Origin of the sequence: Pseudofrankia sp. EUN1h (assembly GCF_001854645.1) — a bacterium.
Lineage (GTDB): Bacteria > Actinomycetota > Actinomycetes > Frankiales > Frankiaceae > Pseudofrankia > Pseudofrankia saprophytica.
Window position 1 is genome coordinate 23712 of sequence record NZ_MBLN01000051.1, and the last position, 19316, is coordinate 43027.

The 19316-nt window shown below is 72.2% G+C and carries 16 protein-coding genes; 4 read left to right on the forward strand and 12 right to left on the reverse strand.

Going from position 1 to position 19316, the window contains the following annotated elements:
• The first annotated feature begins 301 nt into the window (after nt 1-301).
• The gene (locus BCD49_RS16725) at nt 302-571 is read left to right on the forward strand and encodes a GlsB/YeaQ/YmgE family stress response membrane protein (protein ID WP_007514253.1); all 270 of its coding nucleotides are present in this window, start codon (nt 302-304) and stop codon (nt 569-571) included.
• Between the two features lie 378 nt (nt 572-949).
• Nucleotides 950-1372: an ATP-binding protein gene (locus BCD49_RS16730; RefSeq protein WP_232794353.1), complete on the forward strand. Its 423-nt coding sequence runs from the start codon at nt 950-952 to the stop codon at nt 1370-1372.
• A 65-nt stretch (nt 1373-1437) separates the two neighbouring features.
• On the opposite strand, the gene BCD49_RS16735 is transcribed toward BCD49_RS16730, so the two are convergent.
• Nucleotides 1438-2748 carry a PP2C family protein-serine/threonine phosphatase gene (locus tag BCD49_RS16735; RefSeq protein WP_007514255.1) on the reverse strand — a complete coding sequence of 437 codons (1311 nt, stop codon included), beginning with the start codon at nt 2746-2748 and terminating at the stop codon, nt 1438-1440.
• Nucleotides 2749-2883: 135 nt separating this feature from the next.
• Nucleotides 2884-4182: an acyltransferase family protein gene (locus BCD49_RS16740; protein ID WP_241832346.1), complete on the reverse strand. Its 1299-nt coding sequence runs from the start codon at nt 4180-4182 to the stop codon at nt 2884-2886.
• Nucleotides 4183-5199: 1017 nt separating this feature from the next.
• Here BCD49_RS16740 and BCD49_RS16745 point away from each other — a divergent pair.
• A complete protein-coding gene (locus BCD49_RS16745; protein WP_007514257.1) occupies nt 5200-6126 on the forward strand; it encodes a TauD/TfdA dioxygenase family protein in 927 nt (308 codons plus the stop codon).
• Here the strand turns inward: BCD49_RS16745 and BCD49_RS16750 are convergent.
• The 9 genes from BCD49_RS16750 to BCD49_RS16790 all read right to left on the reverse strand — a co-directional run bounded on the left by BCD49_RS16750 (nt 6098) and on the right by BCD49_RS16790 (nt 17097).
• The gene (locus tag BCD49_RS16750; protein WP_007514258.1) at nt 6098-7144 is read right to left on the reverse strand and encodes an isopenicillin N synthase family dioxygenase; all 1047 of its coding nucleotides are present in this window, start codon (nt 7142-7144) and stop codon (nt 6098-6100) included. The genes BCD49_RS16745 and BCD49_RS16750 overlap by 29 nt on opposite strands.
• A 7-nt stretch (nt 7145-7151) precedes the next feature.
• Nucleotides 7152-8225 carry an isopenicillin N synthase family dioxygenase gene (locus BCD49_RS16755; protein ID WP_071041653.1) on the reverse strand — a complete coding sequence of 358 codons (1074 nt, stop codon included), beginning with the start codon at nt 8223-8225 and terminating at the stop codon, nt 7152-7154.
• A 100-nt stretch (nt 8226-8325) separates the two neighbouring features.
• On the reverse strand, nt 8326-9930 hold the full coding sequence (locus BCD49_RS16760) for an ABC transporter substrate-binding protein (protein ID WP_007514260.1): 1605 nt from the start codon (nt 9928-9930) through the stop codon (nt 8326-8328).
• Between the two features lie 138 nt (nt 9931-10068).
• Nucleotides 10069-11055 (reverse strand): ABC transporter permease, encoded by a 987-nt coding sequence (locus BCD49_RS16765; protein ID WP_071041654.1) that lies wholly within the window; start codon nt 11053-11055, stop codon nt 10069-10071.
• Complete coding sequence (locus BCD49_RS16770; RefSeq protein ID WP_007514262.1) at nt 11052-11927, reverse strand: ABC transporter permease; 876 nt, start codon at nt 11925-11927, stop codon at nt 11052-11054. The genes BCD49_RS16765 and BCD49_RS16770 overlap by 4 nt, the downstream gene beginning before the upstream one ends.
• A complete protein-coding gene (locus BCD49_RS16775; RefSeq protein ID WP_083401515.1) occupies nt 11924-13861 on the reverse strand; it encodes an oligopeptide/dipeptide ABC transporter ATP-binding protein in 1938 nt (645 codons plus the stop codon). The genes BCD49_RS16770 and BCD49_RS16775 overlap by 4 nt, the downstream gene beginning before the upstream one ends.
• Nucleotides 13854-14846: a polysaccharide deacetylase family protein gene (locus BCD49_RS16780; RefSeq protein WP_007514264.1), complete on the reverse strand. Its 993-nt coding sequence runs from the start codon at nt 14844-14846 to the stop codon at nt 13854-13856. Before BCD49_RS16780 ends, BCD49_RS16775 begins: the two co-directional genes overlap by 8 nt.
• Nucleotides 14843-16378 (reverse strand): amidohydrolase family protein, encoded by a 1536-nt coding sequence (locus BCD49_RS16785; RefSeq protein WP_007514265.1) that lies wholly within the window; start codon nt 16376-16378, stop codon nt 14843-14845. Before BCD49_RS16785 ends, BCD49_RS16780 begins: the two co-directional genes overlap by 4 nt.
• Nucleotides 16375-17097, reverse strand: a complete 723-nt coding sequence (locus BCD49_RS16790; RefSeq protein ID WP_232794355.1) for an aspartate/glutamate racemase family protein — start codon at nt 17095-17097, stop codon at nt 16375-16377. The genes BCD49_RS16785 and BCD49_RS16790 overlap by 4 nt, the downstream gene beginning before the upstream one ends.
• A 244-nt stretch (nt 17098-17341) precedes the next feature.
• Between BCD49_RS16790 and BCD49_RS16795 the strand changes: the two genes are divergently transcribed.
• Nucleotides 17342-18067, forward strand: a complete 726-nt coding sequence (locus BCD49_RS16795) for a GntR family transcriptional regulator (protein WP_083401511.1) — start codon at nt 17342-17344, stop codon at nt 18065-18067.
• On the opposite strand, the gene pabB is transcribed toward BCD49_RS16795, so the two are convergent.
• Complete coding sequence (pabB, locus tag BCD49_RS16800; protein WP_007514269.1) at nt 18064-19221, reverse strand: aminodeoxychorismate synthase component I; 1158 nt, start codon at nt 19219-19221, stop codon at nt 18064-18066. The genes BCD49_RS16795 and pabB overlap by 4 nt on opposite strands.
• Between the last annotated feature and the right edge of the window lie 95 nt (nt 19222-19316).

Here is a 19316-nt window from a genome sequence, read left to right on the forward strand (position 1 = left end):
CCTGCTGGTCGCCTGCCGGTGCGCATACGGCCGGAGGCCGGTCGAGGCTGGGTGGCCGGTCGAGGCTGGGTGGCGACGCGCTCGCCACCGTTCGTGGCGAACCGGCCCGCCGGGTCCATACCTACGCGCGCGGACGCCGCGCCCAGGCGACGCGCGCCCCGCCACCTCGGCCGGCCCCTGACTGGGGCGGCGGAAAATAGCGTTTCACGGCGCGAGATTTCAGCAATTGAGCGGGATTAGGCGGAGGTCCGCCGGGTAGACCCCTCGGCAGCAGACATCATCAACAGGCGGGAAAGTGAACATGGGTATTATCGCGTGGATCGCGCTCGGTCTGGTCGCCGGAATCATCGCCGAAAAGCTGACCGGTGAGCGGACGAGCTGGGTGGTCGCCGGGGTCGTCGGGATTGTCGGCGCCCTGCTGGGTGGCTGGCTCGCCAAGGTGATTTTCCATGTGCACTCGCTGAACACGTTCTTCAACATCTCCACCTGGATCACCGCGATCGTCGGCGCCGTGGTTCTCCTGCTCATCGTGCGCGCGGTGACCGGCGGCCGGCGTGGAGCCCGGATCTAGCACCACAGGAAGATCGCCGATCCACCTCCGCGCGATGTTCCCGCGCCGTCTCCTCGGGCTCGTCGCCGATGGGGCGGAGATCGGCGGCCGACCCGACCTCGGGCCGGCCGCCGACTTCGCGTTGGTGGGTCGCGGCCCCGACAGGGCCCGACCGTTCCACGCCATCCGTGTGACTCTCGTCGAGAGCAATGCCGCCGCAACGCGGCGGAGCATCCGCAGGGCACCGGTTTCGGCCCGCGGTGAGCAAGGGGAGGACGGAGTGACTCGGCACCGGCAACGTCCACCMGCCCATCCGCGTCCCGTCCTCACCGCCTCGCGGCCCGACAAGTCCGGCCTGAATCGGACGCCATCTCGGACGCGGCTGCGACTCCTCACATGATGACCGAGCGGATCGAGGAGTTCAGGATCGGGCGTGATCCCATGGCCGTCCGGGACATGCGCCACGCCGTGCGCCGAATGTGCTGCAGCGCCGATCTACCCGCCGATACCTGCGATACCGCCATGCTGCTGACCAGTGAGACCGTCACCAACGCGATCGTGCACGCAGGCACGTCCGCGCGCCTGGTCATCCGGGCCTCATCGGGCTGTATCCGCGTCGAGGTCACCGATGACAACAACCGCTCACCCACCACCGCCCCCACCAGGACCGACGCGACGCATGGCCGGGGCATCGGGCTGATAGACACCCTCGCGACCCGCTGGGGCATCCAGCGACACACCCATGGAAAAACCGTGTGGTTCGAGATCGTCCCGGAATCCTCGATCGCGCCGCACCACCTGGTCCTGCCGCCAACCGGCTGACGCGCCGGCCTCGGTGGCGTTGGGCCGGCCAACCGGGGCGGGCCGGCGCGGGGCCGGACGGACGGTTATCCGGTGGGGACGTGCAGGATGAGCAGAGCGGTGTCGTCGGTAGCGTGGCCCTCGGTGAATTCCAGAATGGCGGCTTCCAGGGCGTGCGCGAGGTGCGCGGCGCCCTGGCCGCCGTTGGCGTGCAGGACGTGGCGCAGCCGGGTGTCGCCGAAGAACTCCCGTGTATGTGGGTGGCGTGCCTCGGTCACGCCGTCGGTGTAAAGCAGGAGGCTGTCGCCGGGTCGCAGCGCGAAGCGGGTGTCGGTCAGGTCGGGATCGGGCACGATGCCGAGCGCGGTTCCCGGCTCACCCACGGCGCTGATCCCGCCGTCGGCACGGCGCAGCAGCGGTGGTTCGTGGCCGCCAAGCGCAAGACTCCCGTGGACCGAGCCGTCACCCCGCGGCGGGTGCAGCACCGCGTAGATCGCCGTAAGGAAGCGATGATCGTCGACTCGTTGCGTCGCCAGAGCGTCGTTCAGGTGTGCCAGCACCTGGGCGGGTGACCGTTGCCGGGTCGCGGCGGCCCGGATCGTGTAACGCGCCAACGCCGTCACCTTCGCCGCGTCGAGCCCCTTGCCGCAGACATCGCCCAGCGCGACGCCCCACAACCGGTCGTGATGCGGGAACAGGTCATAGAAGTCGCCGACCACCTCGGTGCCGCTCGCCGTGGCCGGGAGGTACCGGGCAGCGATCTCGACGCCGGGCACGGCCGGCAGCATCGGCGGCAGGAGGCTGTCCTGCAAGGTGCGGGCCAACGCCACGGCCTGCGTCGCGCTGCGCTGGGCACGACTCGCGGTCTCTCGAAGCTCCACCTCGCTGGAGGCGGCCTTCGCCAGACCGGAGATCGTCAGAATGTCCCGGTCACTCCACTGCCGGCTGCGGCGGTCCACCGCGCACAGCGTGCCCAGGATCAACCCGTCGGGCGAGCGGACGGGAAACCCGATCCAGGCGCCGATGCCCATCGACGCCACCGACGGGTTGTCCCTGGTCCGAGGATCGACCGCCGCGTCCGTCACGATCAACTCGGCGCCCGAATCGATGACGTACTGGCAGAAGCTCTCACTGACCGCGTTCTGCCGCTCGGCCGGGTCGGTCACATCGACACCGATACAACTCTTCCAGAACGAACGACGATCATCGACGAGCGTGACGAACGCCCACGGCGTCCCCAGCAGCGCCGCCGCCAAGCCAGAAAGGTTGTCGAACGGCGCTTCCGCCGGCGTGTCCAGCAAGCCCGTGGCCCGCACCGCCGCAAGCCGGCGCGGGTCGAACACGGCACGTGGCAACGGAGCGCGGTTCTCCAGGGTCAGAACGTCAATGGCGGCCATTTTAGGGCAGCGCCCGCTTCGCGCGGCGCGCAAAGCGGCCGAACTCCCCCGCGGCCGCTTACGGTCCACGGCGTCGGCGAGGTTCGCAGTCTGGACGGGACCGTCACCCGCCTCCGCCGGTCCTCGCCCTCCGCCTCACGCCGACCGGTCTGAGCCGGCCCGTCTCAGAGGCCACGTCGCTGCCCCCGCCGCGCTTCCGGCAAGGTCGTGCGCACCGTACGCCGGGCCGACACCCGCGCCGGCCGCTGCCCAATCGGGTTCGACCGGGCGCACGGCGAGATCGACCCGTTGATCGCGCGGGCCTCGGAACCTACGCAGCAGGTACCGGTGGGCCGGCTTTTCCACGGTGTGGTGCAGGAACGCGCCAAGTGCGATGGAGAAGGAAAAACCCGCGAGTATGGCGAGAGCCGCCGCGGGCGCGCTGGCCGTGTCGAACCAGCCGAGTTCGGTGACGACCGCGAGTGCGCCGGGGTGGATGAGATAGAAGGCGTAGGAGACCACGCCGAAATAGACGAGAGGGCGGGCACTCGCGATGGGTACTCGGCGGCCGTCCGCCTCCCGGGTGGCGACCAGGAAGATGATTGCCGCGAACGACGGCAGGGTGAGGGTGTCGATGAGCCCCGAGTGGTCACCATAGCGGTACCCGAGCATGATCGGGACCGCTAGCCAGGCGGTCGCGAGGACGGCGAGCGTCCGGCGCTGTCCCGCTGTGCCGCGCACGCCGTCCTGCGCCAGAAGGCCCAGCACGATACCGAGGACAAACTCGCCGACCCGCACCGCCGGGTTGGCGTAGAGGGCGAGGTCGAGGCGGGAATCCACCACGCCGGCCAGGCAGGCCACGGCCGCCGTCGGCAGGACGACGAGGAGGGCCGCGCGGATCCGGGCCGCGTTGGTCCGGGCCACGAGCCGCTGGTAGACGAGTGGGAAGACGAGGTAGAAGAACGCCTCACAGGACAGCGACCACAGCACTGCGCCGCCCCAGCCGAAGTAGATGGACTGGGTGGGAATCCAGGCCTGAACGAGCAAAAGACTCGGAAGAATGGCGGCGGGTTTCGATCCGAAATCGCCGATCATCCCAAACCGCCAGGCGACGACGAGCCACAACACGATCGCGACGAGGTACAGCGGGTAGATCCTGGCGAACCGACGCCAGTAGAACTGGGCACGTGTCCCCGGACGGGCAGACCAGGTGAGCACGAATCCCGAGAGCATGAAGAAGAACATGACACCGACGTATCCGATGTTGCCGAGTGGCACCATGGGAATTGCTTCCTCGACATCCGCGTCGATGTGGCGGACAAACACGAGGGTGGCGGCGGCGCCTCGGAGACCGGTCAGCGACGGCAGGTCGCGGCGAGCCTGAGATCGCGGGGTAGCTCTGGGTCTGGACGCGGCCCGGTGGCGGCCGGACGATGGCGACATCCTCTCGGTCACCGTGCCCTTCTCGATTGTCGGGAGACATGCAGGGGCGGTCGGCGCCGGTGCGGAGGAGGACCGTGCCAGTCACACGGGCGGGCTGGTGTCATGCGCGGCGCACAGCCGGATGCCACCGTGAACACCGAGGCAGACACCAGCCGCGGCGCCGGATCAGGTCGTGACGGCACAACCCGACGCGACCGAGGCAGYGGACCACCAGGAGCTCGCGCCTCCGGCTCGCCCCAGTCCTGCCCTTCGATTCACGACCGCCCGGTCCGGGATCTTGCTGGCCGCCATGGACCAACCCTACCCATACGTTAATGTCAGGTTCGCCTGGACTGGCGCAATGCTACTACAGCCGAGTAGATGATTACTCGGCGTGAGAGTCCTCGGTCACAAGGGACACGCAGTAGCCGGACGCCGCATATGTCGGGCGGCCCGGGGTGTGACGTCAGCCCGCGGTCGGGAGGGCGGAAGGCAGCCCRCTCGGGGCGCCCATCCGCCGACGGGACCCTGTCGAGAGGGTGCCCGGGGTGCGCCTCCCCGAGTGCGCGGCGACCCATCTGTTGACAAACCCGATCGGGTTGGTCGACTATCGGAATCGTGTCGACGACTGATTACAGCGGAGGGCTGACCTCGCGCCGTTGCGTCGACTTCAAGCGCATCTGTAGCGCTCTGTGTTCGAGCTGACGACCAGGCGCATCTCGACGCCCTGACCCCTGGGGCAGCTGGCCGCGTGCCACCCCGCCGCGTGCCCACTTCTCGCTGGCCGCCGTCTCACTGGCGCCGTCTCACTGGCGCCTTGTCGCGTGCCCACGCTGTGGCACATCCACGCCACCCAGTTTTCTTGTCGGCCTTCGGCTCCCGGCGGCCGCAGCCTGGCTGCGGCTTGTGTTCGCCGAGCAGATGAATGCCCACAGCGGGATCGGCTACCTCATGATCCATGCACCGACGTTCTTGCGGTCGGACGTGATCGTGCTCTGTCTCCCTGTACGGAGTCTCACACCCCCGCCCACCTCGCTAGGAGATCCGTCCATGACCGTCACCACTGAGGCAGCGGCCGTCGCCGGCGCCATCCCGACCGTGTCCTCGCCGCCCGACGTGCCGTTCGAGGTCGTCCCGCTCTCGGGCAACCTTGGTGCCGAGATCCTCGGCCTCGACCTGCGCACCCTCGACGACGGCGTGACCGCGGCGGTCCGTGCCGCCTGGCTTCATTACAAGGTGGTCTTCTTCCCTGGCCAGAACCTGACGCCGCGGGAGCACCTCGCCTTCGCCCGTCGCTTCGGCGAGCCGACGGAGGGTCACCCGGTCATCCCCGGTCTGGCCGACCAGCCCGAGGTGTTCCAGATCGACTACACCCAGGTCAGGGAGCTGGCGGCGGTCTACGGCAATGTCAGCGACGTGTCACGCGGACTGGACTGGCATACCGACGTGACCTTCGTGAAGCGCCCACCGCTCGGCTCGATCCTCCGTGCGGTCGAGGTGCCCCGGGCCGGGGGCGACACGCTGTTCTCCAACCAGGAGGCCGCGTTCGACGATCTCAGCCCGGCGCTTCAGGGGTTTCTGAGCACGCTGACCGCCGTCCACGACGGCGAGGACCAGTTCAAGGCCGTCCTCGACCTGCTCGGCGAAGGCCGTTGGGAGGGCAAGACCTTCACCAAGCTCGAGGCGGTCGAGCACCCGGTCGTCCGCACGCACCCGGAGACCGGAAAGCGGTCGCTGTTCGTGAACCCGGGCTTCACCTCCCACATCAAGGAGCTGCAGCGCGCCGAGAGCGACGCGCTGCTCGCGTTCCTCTACCAGCACTCGGTACGCCCCGAGTTCACGGTGCGCTACCACTGGCAGCCGGGGACCATCGGCTTCTGGGACAACCGCGCGACCCAGCACGCCGTCGTCGGCGACTTCGGTGACGCGCACCGCGTGATCCAGCGCGTCACCCTGCGAGGCGACGAACCCCGCTGAAGTTGCTGGTGGCGCCGGCGCTGGCGGCGGTGCTGGCGGCGGTGCTGGCGAGCTGGCGGCGGGCCCGGAGGTTGAGCCAATCGCCGGCGAGGATCGGGGCGAAGCGGGCCGGGTTGTCGGCGGTGACGCAGGTGGGGACGGGCTCGATCAGGGTGCCGGGGTAGGCGTCGACGAAGTAGGCGACGCTGCGGCGCGCGGCCGGTCCCGTGGCGTTCGCCGGCGGAGGCAGCACCCGGTGCAGGGTGGAGGTCCAGCGGTCGTTGGTCCACATCGCGAGCAGGTCACCGATGTTCGCCACCAGCTGCCCCGGTCCGGGGTTCACATCGCGCCATTCGTCGCCTTGCCGGATCTGGAGGCCGGGCACGCCGTCGGTCCACAGCAGGGTGAGCACGCCGAAGTCGGTGTGCTCACCGCGACGGAGCTGGCCGGGCAGCGGGTCCCCGGCGTCGGCGGGGCGGGTGTAGAAGTTGGCCCGGGTCGACAGCGGCGCGTCGAGGCACAGGTCGACGAGCCAGCGTTCGCCCATGCCGAGCGCGAGGCCCATCGCGCCGAGCACCGCGCCGGCGAGCCGCGCCATCGCGGTCTCGTAGGCGCGGTACGCCCACTCCCAGCCGGCCGGGCGGGGCGGCCACGCGTTCGCCGGGTACCAGGCTCGGTAGTGATCGAACGGCGCGCGGTCGGCGTCGGACCGGCTGAAGCTCATCGCCTCGAACAGGTCCGGCGGGGTCCGGTTGTCCTCGGCGTAGGCCGACGCCTCCTCGCCGAAGGCGGTGTAGCCGATGTTGTTGCCGTCGGGGACCTTGCGCGCGACGCAGGCGAGTTTCTCCGCCACGGGCAGCGCGAAGAACTCGTCGCAGCGCGTCACGAACGCGCCCATGATCGCGTCCGGCACGCCGTGGCCCTCCAGCAGCAGGAACCCGGTCTCGCGGCAGGCCCGGTCGACGGCCGCGGCGACCGCCTCGCGCCCGGCCGCCTCGCCGGACCACCATCCGCTCAGGTCCACCGGCGCGTCATGCACCGAGCTCTCAGACATTCAGCGCGGCCGTGACGGTGTGGTAGCCGAGCTCCTTGCGGGAGATGTGCTCGCCCGCGACGACCGGGCTGTAGTCGGGCCTGCCCGCGGCGACGGGGAGGGCGGGGGCGACGAGGGCGTCGGGGTTGGGCTGCTGGAAGTAGGCGACCGAGTAGCGGCCGACGCTCGGGTCCTCGCCCTTGACGACGCGGTGCGGGGTGGCCGGCAACAGGCCGCCCGTCCAGCGCTCCAGCATGTCGCCGATGTTGATGACCAGCGATCCGGGGATGAACGGCACCTGCCACCAGCGGCTGTCGGCGAACACCTCCAGCCCGCCCGGCTCGCTGGGCCGGTAGAGGAGGGTGAGCGCCCCGTGGTCGGTGTGCGGGCGGTTGCGCAGCATCGGGCTGTCGGCGAGGCCCCCGACGCGGGGCGGGTAGTGGTTGGCGGCGAGGTTGTTGAAGTGGCGGTCGAACTTGTCGGCGAACCAGTCGCGCGGCAGGCCGACGCCCAGGGCGACGAGCTCGAGGAGCCGGTCACCGAGCGCGGTCATCGCCCGGTAGTAGTCCTCCCACACCGGCCGCAGCGACGCGGGGCGCTCGGGCCACAGGTTCGGCCAGCGCCACAGCTTGGCCTGCGGGCTGCCCACCGGGTAGTCACCCACCGGCTCCAGTTGGTTGATCAGTAGCGACTCCATCAGGTTCGGCGCGCGCGCCGGTCCCGACTGGTCAGGTACCGGCTMGTAACCCCGGATCACCTCGGGCGCGGGGAAACCGACCCGCATCTTCTCGTCCAGCGGCAGCGCGAAGAAGTCCGCCGACTCAGCGCAGAACCGCTCGAACAGGCCGAGGTCGACCTCATGGCCGGTGATGACCGCGAAGCCGGTGTGCCGGAAGGATTCGACGAGGCCCTGGGCGACCGCGGCCTCCCCCGCCGAGCCCGCCGGCGCGCCGATCGCGGCGCTGACGTCGACGACCGTCACCGTCGCGACGCCGGCGCTGGCGTCGCCGTCGGTCGAGCGATCCTCGATGAAGATCGCCGACGGCGACGACGGCGACGGCAGGTCGGCGGCCTCGACATCGTTCATGTGCACGCTCCTTCGCGTCGTGGCCGCCCGACCGGGCCGCCGCCTGGCTCCGGCCCGCCTCCCGGGAGAGCGGGAGGCGGGCCGGGATCGAGAGATGGCGTCAGGACTTGGCGAGGCCGATCTTGCTGAAGTCGACCTCGAAGGCGCCGATGTTGTGCGCCTCCGGAATCCCGGAGATCCACTTCTGGGCAAGGATCCAGTCGTTGTTGTTCGACAGGTGCAGATAGCAGCCGTTCTGGCTGTAGGTCTGCGCCGCCTGGACGTAGGTGTTGACGTCCCCGGTGGCGACCGCCTTGTCGAGCAGCTCGTTCACCTCGGGCAGCTCGCACTGCAGGAAGTCGATGCCGCCGGCGTTGTCCCAGAAGACGTGACCCCACATGTAGGGGTCACCGCCGTCGGGGCCGTTGGAGGCGTCGACGAAGCTGTCCGGGCCCTTGGTCGGGTCCTCGGACCAGGTGAACACCTGGTCGGTGGTGTAGCCCTGGACCTTCGCGTCCAGCCCGTCCGCCGTCAGCGCCGCGGCGATGATGTTGGCCATCTTCTGGCCGTTCGGCTGGTTGGTCTGGAAACCGACGACGAGGCTCTTGTCGGCGGCCGTCTTGGCGTAGGCCTGCATCACCGACGGGTCGTAGCTGATGTTCTGCTTGTCGGCGCCGCCGGGAATCATGCCGCGGGCGTAGACCGTCGTCGCCGGCGAGGCGAACTTCTCGCCGAGCACCTGCGAGACCAGCTGCTCCCGGTTGATCGCCTGCAGGTAGGCCATGCGGGCGTCGCGGGTGGCGAAGAAGTCCTTGTTCGGGTTGGTGGTGATCTGCGCGGCCGCCAGCTGCGGCAGGAAGTAGTTGTCGACGTTCTTGTCCGCGTACCGCGGGATCGCCGACGACGGGAGCGCGTTCACGACCAGGTGGACGTCACCCTTGTCGAACGCCAGCTGCAGCGCCGAGGCGTCGGTGTAGACGGGCAGCCGGATCGTCTTGAACGGGGACGTCCCGCCCCAGTACTTCGCGTACTGCGTGAGCACGTACAGCTGACCCACGTTCGCGGTGGTCAGCTCGTAGGGGCCTGCGCCCAGGTCGTGGGTCTTGAGGTAGGTCTGCGCCTGGTCGCTGCCCGCGTGCTCGGTCAGGCCCGTCGGCGAGAGCATCTTCGGGCCGAACGGCGAGGCCAGGTAGTTCAGGAAGGCCGCGTTCGGCTGCTTGAGGTGCACGACCGCGGTGAGGTCGTCCGGCGTGTCGACCGACGACACGATCGCGGCGAGGTAGGCGGGGCCGCCCTCGAGCGACGCCTGCCGGGCGATCGACGGCATGACCGCGGCCGAGGTGAACGAGGTGCCGTCGTGGAACGTCACGCCGGAGCGCAGGTGGAACGTGTACGTCAGCTTGTCGTCGCTGACCTCCCACGACGTCGCCAGCTGCGGGGCGATCTTGACCTGGTCGGTGTTGTTCTCGTACGTGACCAGACCGTCGTAGACGTTCTTCATGATGGCGATGCCGTTGCCGGCGTAGAAGATCGCCGGGTCGGGCGGCATGCCGATGTCGCCGAGCAGGCCGACGGTCAGCGTGCCATCGGTCGGCGGCGCGCTGACCGCGTCGCCGTCCCCTCCCGAGCCGCCGCCTCCGCAGGCGGCGAGGGTGGCCGCGAGCACGGCCGCGGCGGCCCCCAGGGCGGCGGCTCTGGCCGAGCGCCGTCCGAATGTTCGAGTCATGCGTCCAGTCCAATCAACGAGCGGGCGAAAGCGACGTGTGGGTGACGTGCGGGCAATGCGGCGGGTCACGGTCCGCGGGTCACAGGACGAGAGGTCACAGAACGAGGGGGCAGGACATGGGGTCACGAGGCGGGACGGTCACAGCGCGAGGCGCGGGTCGGCGACGGTCTGCAGGACGTCGACCAGCGCGTTCGCGACGATGTAGATGGCGCCGAGCAGCAACGTCACGCCGGCGATCGCCGGGAAGTCGGCGCTCGCGATGCTGTCGGACAGGTACGAGCCGATCCCGGGCCAGCTGAAGATCTTCTCGACGACGACGACGCCGGCGAACATCGCGCCGAGCTGCAGGCCGGACATCGACAGCGCCGGGCCGAGCGCGTTGCGGACCACGTGCCGGCCGAGAACTCCGGCCTCGGTGACGCCCTTGGCACGGGCGGTGCGGACGTGGTCGGCGCGCAGCGTCGTCTCGATGCTGGACCGCAGGATCCGGCCGATGGCGATCGCCGGCGCGATCGCCAGGGTCAGCGCCGGCAGCAGCAGATGGCGCAGCGCAGCGCCGAACTGGCCGGGGTCGGCGTGCAGCAGGCTGTCGAGCAGCATGAAGCCGGTCGGCGTCGACGTGTCCGCGCCCCGGCCGGCCGCGGGCAGCCAGCCGAGCTCGGAGTAGAACAGCACGATCCCGAGCAGGCCGACCAGGAACGCCGGCGCGGACGCGAACACCAGCAGCACTCCGCGCAGCGGGCCCGTGCCGCGGACGCGCAGCGCGCCGGAGAACGCGTACCCGGCACCGAGCAGCGCCGCCAGCACGAAGGCGGCGAACACCAGCTCCAGCGTCGCTGGGAAGAAATGCCAGAGATCGCCCGCCACGCCGCGGCGGGTGCGCAGCGACGTGCCCAGGTCGCCCTGGAYGGCGTGGCCGACGTAGCGGAAGTACTGCTCGAGCAGCGGCCGGTCCAGGCCCAGCCGGTGGCGGACCTGCGCGATCTGGTCCGGTGAGGCCTTCGCGCCCAGGTAGGCGGCCGCCGGATCGGAGTCCGACAGGTGCGACAGCACGAACAGCACCAGCAGCAGGATCAGCAGCAGCCCGACGGCGACGCCGCCGCGGCGCAGCGCGAACTTGGTCATGACCGGCCTCCGAGCAGCCGGCGCAGCGCGTCGCCGCTGAGGTTGGCGATCAGCGTCAGGGCCAGCACCGCCAGCCCGGGGATGATCGGCACCCATCTCTGGCCGAGCAGCTGGTCGAGGTTGCCGGCCGTGTCGGCGCCGAGCTCGGCCGCCGGCTGCTGCTGGCCGAGGCCGACGAACGACAGGCCGGCGAGCAGCAGGATGACGTTGCCGATGTCCAGGCTCGCGCTCACCACGGCGCTCGGCACGACGCCGGGCAGCAGGTGGCGCAGCAGCAGCCGCAGCGGGCCGACCCCGGCGAGCCGCGCCGCCTCGACGTGCGGCCGCGCCGCCAGCGCCCGCGTCTCGCCGCGCACGATCCGGGCGTAGTACGGCCACCAGACGATCGAGATCCCGACCAGCGTGTGGGCCAGGCTCGGCCCGAGCGCGGACACGATCGCGATCGCGACCAGCGTGCCCGGCATGGCCAGGAACAGGTCGGTGCCGCGCATCAGCACGCTGTCGACCCAGCCGCCGAACGCGCCGGCGACCAGCCCCACCGTCCCGCCGACGGCCAGGCCGACGAGGACGACGAGGAGCGCGGACAGCCAGCTCGCCCTGATCCCGAACAGCACCCGGCTCTCCAGGTCGCGGCCGATCGAGTCGGTGCCGAGCAGGTGGTGCGGCGACAGCGGCCCGAGCGCCAGGTCGCCGACGGGGGCGATCGGGTCGTAGGGCGCGAGGACGGGGGCGAGCAGCGCGACCAGGGTGACCAGGCCGAGCAGCCCGACCAGCCCCCAGTCGGCCCAGCGGGACCGAGACTGCCACAGCCGGCCGGCGCCGAGACCGAACCGGCCGCCGAACCGGGCGGGGACGGCGGCGACCGTGCTCATGCGCGCTCCCCGGCGTCGAGACGGAAACGGGCGCTCTCACCCGACGGCGCGCCCGCCGGGGTGAGGCGTGGGACCGCGGCGAGCAGCGCCCGGGTGCGCTCGTGCGACGGAGTGGTGAGCACGGTGTCGGTGTCACCGATCTCGACGATCTCGCCGCCCGCGACGACGGCGATCCGCTCCCCCATCAGCCGGGCGACCGCCAGGTCGTGGGTGACGAACACGACCGCCATCCCGAACCGGGCGCGCAGGCCGCGGATGAGGTCGAGCACGCTGGCCGCGAGCGACGCGTCGAGCGCGCTCGTCGGCTCGTCGCACAGCAGGACGGCGGGCGGGACGAGCACCGCGCGGGCCAGGCAGATCCGCTGGCGCTGGCCGCCCGACAGCTCGGCCGGCCTCGCCCCCAGCACCGCCGGCGGCAGGCCGAGCAGGTCCATCGTCTCGGCGATCCGGGCAGCCGTCCCCGCCCGGCCGAGTCGCAGCGGCCGCAGCCGCTCGCGCAGCAGGCTGCCGACGGTGAGCCAGGGCGTCAGCGACGAGCCGGCATCCTGGAAGACCATCTGCGCCTCGCCGCGCAGCACGGCGCGCCCGTCGCTCGGCTGGGTGAGCCCGGCGATGACCCGCAGCAGCGTCGACTTGCCGGACCCGCTCTCCCCCACGATCGCCAGCGCCTCGCCCGCGGCGACGTCGAGGTCGACGCCGCGCACCGCGTGCACCACGTGCTTCGGCCCGCGGCCGCCGCGCGTGGTGAACCGGCAGTGCAGGCCGCGGATCTCGACGACCGGCGGCCCAGCGGGCGCCGACACCGCCGTCGTCGGCCCCGCCGCCACGGCGACGGCTGGGACGGCCGGGACGGCCTCGGCCCGCGGGGCCGGAACGGTGGTGGCCGGGGCCGGGGCCGCCGCGACGTCGGACGCGGGGCGCCAGCAGGCCCGCCAGTGGCCGGGACGGTGCTCCTGCGCCGGCGGCTGCTCGACGGCGCAGCGATCGACGGCCAGCGGGCAGCGGGTGTGGTACGCGCAGCCGACGAGCCGCGCGGCGACGTCACCCGGCTCCGGTGGCAGGGTTCGCAGCGCGCCGGAGCGCGGGGTGTCCAGGTCGAGGCGGGAGCCGAGCAGGCCCGCGGTGTACGGATGGACGGCGTCGGCGAGCACGTCGCGGGTCGGCCCCGCCTCGGCGACGCGGCCCTGGTAGAGCACCACGATCCGGTCGGTGATCTGGGCCGCGACCGCGAGGTCGTGCGTGATGAACAGGACGGCGCAGCCGAACTCGTCGCGCAGTTCGGCGAGAAGCGCGAGCAGCTGCGCCTGGACGGTCACGTCCAGCGCCGTGGTCGGCTCGTCGGCGATGACGAGCGCCGGCCGCCCGGTGAGCGCGATCGCGGCCATCACCCGCTGGCGCAGCCCGCCCGACAGCTCGTGCGGGAACGCCCGCAGTCGCCTCACCGGCTCGGGGACGCCGACCGCGGTGAGCAGCCGGACGGCCTCGCCGGCGTCGCCGGTGACCTCGGTGATCTGCCGGCCGACCCGCATCGTCGGGTTCAGCGACGTCATCGGGTCCTGGAAGATCACACCGAGGTGCTCGCGGCGCAGCCGGCGCCGCTGCGCGGGCGTGCCACGCACCGGGTCGGTGCCGGCGACCTCGACCTCGCCGCCGACGCGCGGCCGGGCCGCGGCCGGCAGCAGGCCCATCAGGGTCAGCGCCAGCACGCTCTTGCCCGAGCCGGACTCGCCGACCAGCCCGACGATCTCCCCGGGTGCGATGTCGAGGTCGACGCCGCGCAGCACCGGGGACGTCACCCCGCCCCGGGTGAGCGCGACCGTCAGCCCGCGCACCCGCGCCACCGGCCGACCCGCCGAGGGCTCCGTCGAGGGCTCCGTCGCCGACGCCGCCGCGACCTTCGTCGGGGCCGCCCGCCTGGCCGTCACCTCAGCCATCGCCGCCACCCAGATCGTCGATGCCGCCGAGGCCGCCGAGGCCGTCACCGAGACCGAGGCCGAGGTTGAGGCCGCCGACGGTGGTGGGCCCCGCCGGCGGGGGCGCCAGGGCGGCGAACGCGTCGTGGATCTCGCCGGGCCGCGCGAACCAGGCCCGGTCACGCCGGGACGCCAGGTGCTCGAGCGCCCGGGTGACCTGGCGCAGCCGGAACGGCGCGCCGGAGACGAACGAGTGCAGGACGACGCTCATCACCAGCGGCTGGCCCTCGGACGCGGCCAGCAGTTCGTCGAACTCGTCGACGATCATGTCGGCGAACGTGGCCGCGTCGACCTGACGGCCGATCATGGTGGTGCTGTCGTTGAGCTCCAGCGCGTACGGGATCGCGAGCAGCGGCCCGGCGGCCGCGCGCAGCCAGACCGGGCGGTCGTCGGCCCGCAGGTCCAGCAGGTACCGGTACCCGGTGGCGGCGAGCAGGTCGACGGTGTCCGCGGTGTGGGTGAGCCACGGGCTCGACCAGCCGCCGGGGCGGACGCCCTCCTCCTTCTCGATGCGGCTCGCGACCGCCTCGAGGTAGTCGCGTTCCTGGCCGGGCGGCAGGTCGGCGAGCGAGTCGGAGTTCGACACCCCGTGCCCCACCAGCTCGGCGCCGGCCGCGCGGGCCGCGTCGGTCACGGCCGGGGCGGCGTCGTAGACGCCGGTGTTGAGCAGCAGGGTCGGCGGGATGCCGTGCGCGCGCAGCCGGTCGAGCAGGCGGAACACACCGACCCGGTTGCCGTAGTCGCGCCAGGCCTCGTTGACCAGGTCGGGCTGGGGCACGCCGGGCAGCAGGTCCTCGACGTGGCCGTCGCCCGGCCGGTAGTCCTCGACGCCGACCGCGACGTAGACGGCGAGGCCGTGCCCGCCGGGCCAGCGACCGGGCGACGGCGAGGTGATCGGGTCGTAGGGGTAGCGGCGCGCCCCGCGAGGTCCAGGGTGTCCGGTCACAGGCCGCCTGCCCATCTCGTCATGCCGACGTCGACGCCGGCCGCCTGGCGGACCATCCGCTGGTAGGTGGGGTAGAGCCGGCCCGCGCCCGCCCGGTGGGCGAGCAGGGCGGGGCGCTGCGCGGCGAACAGCTCCCTGGCCTCGGCCAGCAGCGCGGCCTCGTCGACGCTGGTCACCGTCCCGTGCTCGGCGACGACGACGCCGTCGACCATGGTCAGCGCGACGCCGCCGCCGGACTCGCAGTAGACGAGCTGGCCGGCGAGGTCGCCCAGCGGGGTGAACGCCGGCGAGTGCAGGTCGAGCAGCGTGAGGTCGGCGAGGCAGCCGGGCGCGACGCGGCCGAGCTCGCCGGAGCGCAGCATCGCCGCCGCGCCGCCGGCCCACAGCGCGTCGAGCACCTCGGCGGGCCGCGGCCAGCGCTCGCTGTCCAGGCCGGTGATGTTGTGGATCAGGCCGGTGGTCTTGACGACGTTCCACATGTCGGCCGCGTCGTTGCAGATCGCCTCGTCGACGCCGAGGGCGACCGGGATGGCGCGGTCGAGCATCGCCCGCAGCGGCATCACGCCGCTGCCCAGGCGCAGGTTGCTCACCGGGTTGTGGACGACGACCGCGCCGGCGGCGGCGATGGCGTCGAGATCGGCGTCGTCGGTCCACACGGCGTGGATGACGTTGGTCCGCTCGGTCAGCAGGCCGAGGCCGGCGGTGTACTGGACGAGCGAGCGGCCGGCGAAGCGCGGCTGGGCGGCGGCGAGCACCCGCTGCGCCTTGGTCTCCAGCATGTGGGCGTACAGCGGGACGTGGTGGCGGGCGCTCAGCTCGTCGAGCGCCTCGAAGTACTCGACGCTCACCCGCTGCGGCGCGGAGATCGACACGGCCGCCGTCAGCCGGCCGTCGGCGGCGCCGTGCCAGGTGTCGAACAGGTAGGCGTAGAGCTCCAGCAGCTCGTCGCGCGAGCGGGGGCCGGGGGCCAGGACGTCGTCGCGCAGGCCGGCGGGCGCGAGGTCGGCGAGGAACGGGAGCTTGTCGGCCTCGGGCAGCTCCGGCTGGTCGAGGGCGACGGCGGCGCGGATGCCGCAGTCGGCGTAGGCCGAGGCGACCGCGTCGATGATCTCCGGGTCGGGCCAGGGCATGAAGAACGCGTCGTCCTGGACGGACGTGGTGCCGGTGCGCAGCATCTCCAGCGCGGCCAGCATGGTGCGCAGGTAGGCAGCGCGGGGGCTGGGGCGGGGCGCGTCGGCCGGCGTCTCGAAGAGCATGAACAGCTCGAGCGGCATGCTCGGCAGGTCGCCCTTGAGGTGGTTGGCCGGCGAGTGGAAGTGCGCGTTGACCAGGCCGGGGACCAGCAGGTGATGCCCGCGCCCTTCGACGACCCGGTCGGCGCCGTGGGGACCCTCGGTGTCGGCGGCGGTGCCGACGGCCGTGCCGACGGCGGTGATCCGGTTGCCGATGACGTGGACGTCAGTCGGGCCTACGGCGTGCCCGGGGGCGCCGGCCTGATAGACGAGGACGTCGCGAAACAGGGTGGAGGTCACGCGGGCACCGGCCCGAGCCGCGACGGCGGCGCGTAGGTGGCGGCCCGCGAGGTCGACAGGTTCTGGGCGAGCAGGCCCTCGGCCATCGTCACGGCCGCGGCCACCCCCTCGACCACCGGGACGTTCAGCAGCTCCGTCAGCGGCCCGACCAGGTCCGCGAGCCCCGCGCAGCCGAGCACGATCGCCTCGGCCGCGTCCGCGTCGAGCGCCGCCCTGGCCTCGGCGGCGACCGCGCCCAGCAGGTGCAGGGAGCCGTCGTGGACCTCGGCCACCGGTTCCTCGATGGCCCGCACCGTCGCCCGGTGGGCGAGGCCGGTGTCGCGCAGCACCCGGTGGGACTGCTCCCGGGTGCGCGGCGGCAGCGTGACGACGCTGAAGCGGGCCGCGATCAGGGCGGCGGTGAACAGCGCCGCCTCGGTCATGCCGACGACCGGGCCGCGGGCCGTCTCCTTCGCGGCGGCGAGCCCGGTGTCACCGAAGCAGGCGACCACGTAGCCGTCGACGCCGGCGGCCTCCCCCGCGCGCACCTGGTCGAGAACGGCGAGCGCGCCGTAGACCTCGTCGGTGTTGCTCTCGACCGAGTCGACACCGTGGGCCGCCGTCGAACCGACCAGCCGGGTAGCCGGGGCGGCGGCCGATCGGGCGCCCGCCAGCACGGCACGCGTCATCGACGCGGTCGTGTTCGGGTTGACGATCATGATCGTCCGGGGAGCCGTCACGCCACAAACGGTATACAGCTTGCCGTTTCGGCCAGGAAAAATGTGCGCTAAGTTCCCGTACTACCAGCATCAACTCCCAAAAGATCATAAAAACGGTATTCAATCTGGCCTGACACGGCCGATCCGGCGCGCCAGTCAGCAGCGGCCGGCCGCGAGGTCGCGAAGCGGACGACGACCGGCGCGCCGGAAATGGGACGATGAAGCCACCGGGCTGTCGGGACGGCCGGGAGGGACTGGAGGGTCGATGGCCACGCCGATCGCGTCAACGCGGGACCCGAAGGTCTTCGCGGAGTCGCTGTCCCGGCGGATCTACGACGAGCTGCGCGAGGGCATCATCCGCGGCCGCTACCCCCAGGGCAGCCGGCTCGCCGAGCAGCGGCTGGCCGAGGAGCTGCGCGTCTCCCGGGTGCCGCTACGCGAGGCGGTGCCGCTGCTCGCCGTCGACGGCTTCGTGCGGACGCTCCCGCGCCGCGGCGCGGTCGTCACGACGTGGACGCTCGACATGGCCCACGAGCTGTTCGACCTGCGGCTGTGCATGGAGGTCGGCGCCGCCCGGTTCGCCGCGCGCCAGGTCGCGCTCGGCCAGTCCGTCGAACCGCTGCGGGCCGCGCTCGAACGCTGCCGGGACGGGGTCCRCACCGGCGACCCCTACCGGATCTCGGGCGACAGCACCGAGTTCCACGAGGTGGTCGTCGCCCTCACCGGCAACTCGCTGATGCGCTCGGTGATGCGCTCGGTCACCGGCCGGATGATGTGGCTGTTCTACCTGACCTCCGAGCTCAACCCTGATGACGCGCTGGACGGCCACGAGGAGCTGCTGCGCGCGGTCGAGTCGGGCAACGAGCGGGTCGCGGAGAGCATCGCCTACGCACACATCGAGCGCGACCGCGACGAGTCCATGCGCGTCCTCGTGGAACAACGCGGCGTCCCCGTCGAGCAGGGCGACGTTCCCGACCTCCGCGCCCCTTAGCGGCGGACCGCCGGGCGGGCGAGGCGGGTGAGGATCTCGGCCTTGGCGCGCAGCTCGGCGTACTCGGCGGCCGGCACCGAGCTCCAGGTGATGCCACCGCCGGCACCGTAGGTCGCGAGGCCGGCGGCCCGGTCGACGAGCGCGGTGCGGATGGGGACACTGAAGCGAGCCTCGAAGGAGGCGGCGCCCGGTGGCGCGACCATGCCGATCGCCCCGCAGTAGACCCCCCGGGGGCCGTCCTCCAGCTCGCGGATCAGTTCCATCGTCCGCGCCTTGGGCGCACCGGTGACCGAGCCGCAGGGGAACAGCGCCCGGAACACGTCGACGAGCCCGGCCTCGGGGCGCAGCGCCGCGGCGACGCCCGAGGTCAGCTGGTGCACGGTCTCGTAGCGCTCCGCGCGGCACAGCGACGTCACCCGGACGCTCCCGGTGGTCGCGACCCGGGCGAGGTCGTTGCGCACCAGGTCGACGATCATGATGTTCTCGGCTCGTTCCTTCTCGCTGGCGCGTAACGCGGCCACGATCGCGGCGTCCTGGGCGGGAGTCTCCCCGCGGCGCGCGGTGCCCTTCATCGGCCGCATCCGCACGGCGCGCCCGCTGGTCTCGAAGAACAGCTCCGGGCTCGCGCTCGCGACGGCGAAGCGGCCAAGGTCGAGGTAGGCGTTGTAGGAGCCGCGCTGGCCAAGCGCCAGGTCGGCGTACAGGGACCGCTCGTCGCCCTCGGTCTCGGCGGTCAGCCGGGTGGTCAGGTTGCACTGGTAGGTCTCGCCGGCGGCGATCTCGCGACGCACGGCCTCGACCCGCGCGGTGTGCTCGTCCTCGTCCCAGGCCGCGGCCCATTCGCCCACCCGGTAGGCGCCGAGATCGCTCGCGCGCACCGGCGGAACGAGCCTGGGCGGCGGGGAGACCCCGAACCAGGCCAGCGGCAGGCCAGGCACAGGCGCGTCGACCGCGAGCGCCGGGTCGAGCCCCGCCGCCGCCTCGTAGGCGACGAAGCCGTAGGCCCACCAGCCGTCGGCGGCGGCGGCCTCGACGTCGGCCAGCAGTCCGGTGACGTCGCCGGGCCTCGCCGCCTCCAGGGTGAAGGCCGTCCGCGGGAACTCCCAGGCCACCCCGGCACTCAGATCGTCGAACCTCGCGTAAACGGGCGCCATCGTCTCCTCCCTGTCCAGCATCCCCCCATGGCGACGGGACGTGGCCCGTCCACCGACGAGGCTGCCGACGGACGGCGGCGGCGGACCCCATGGGC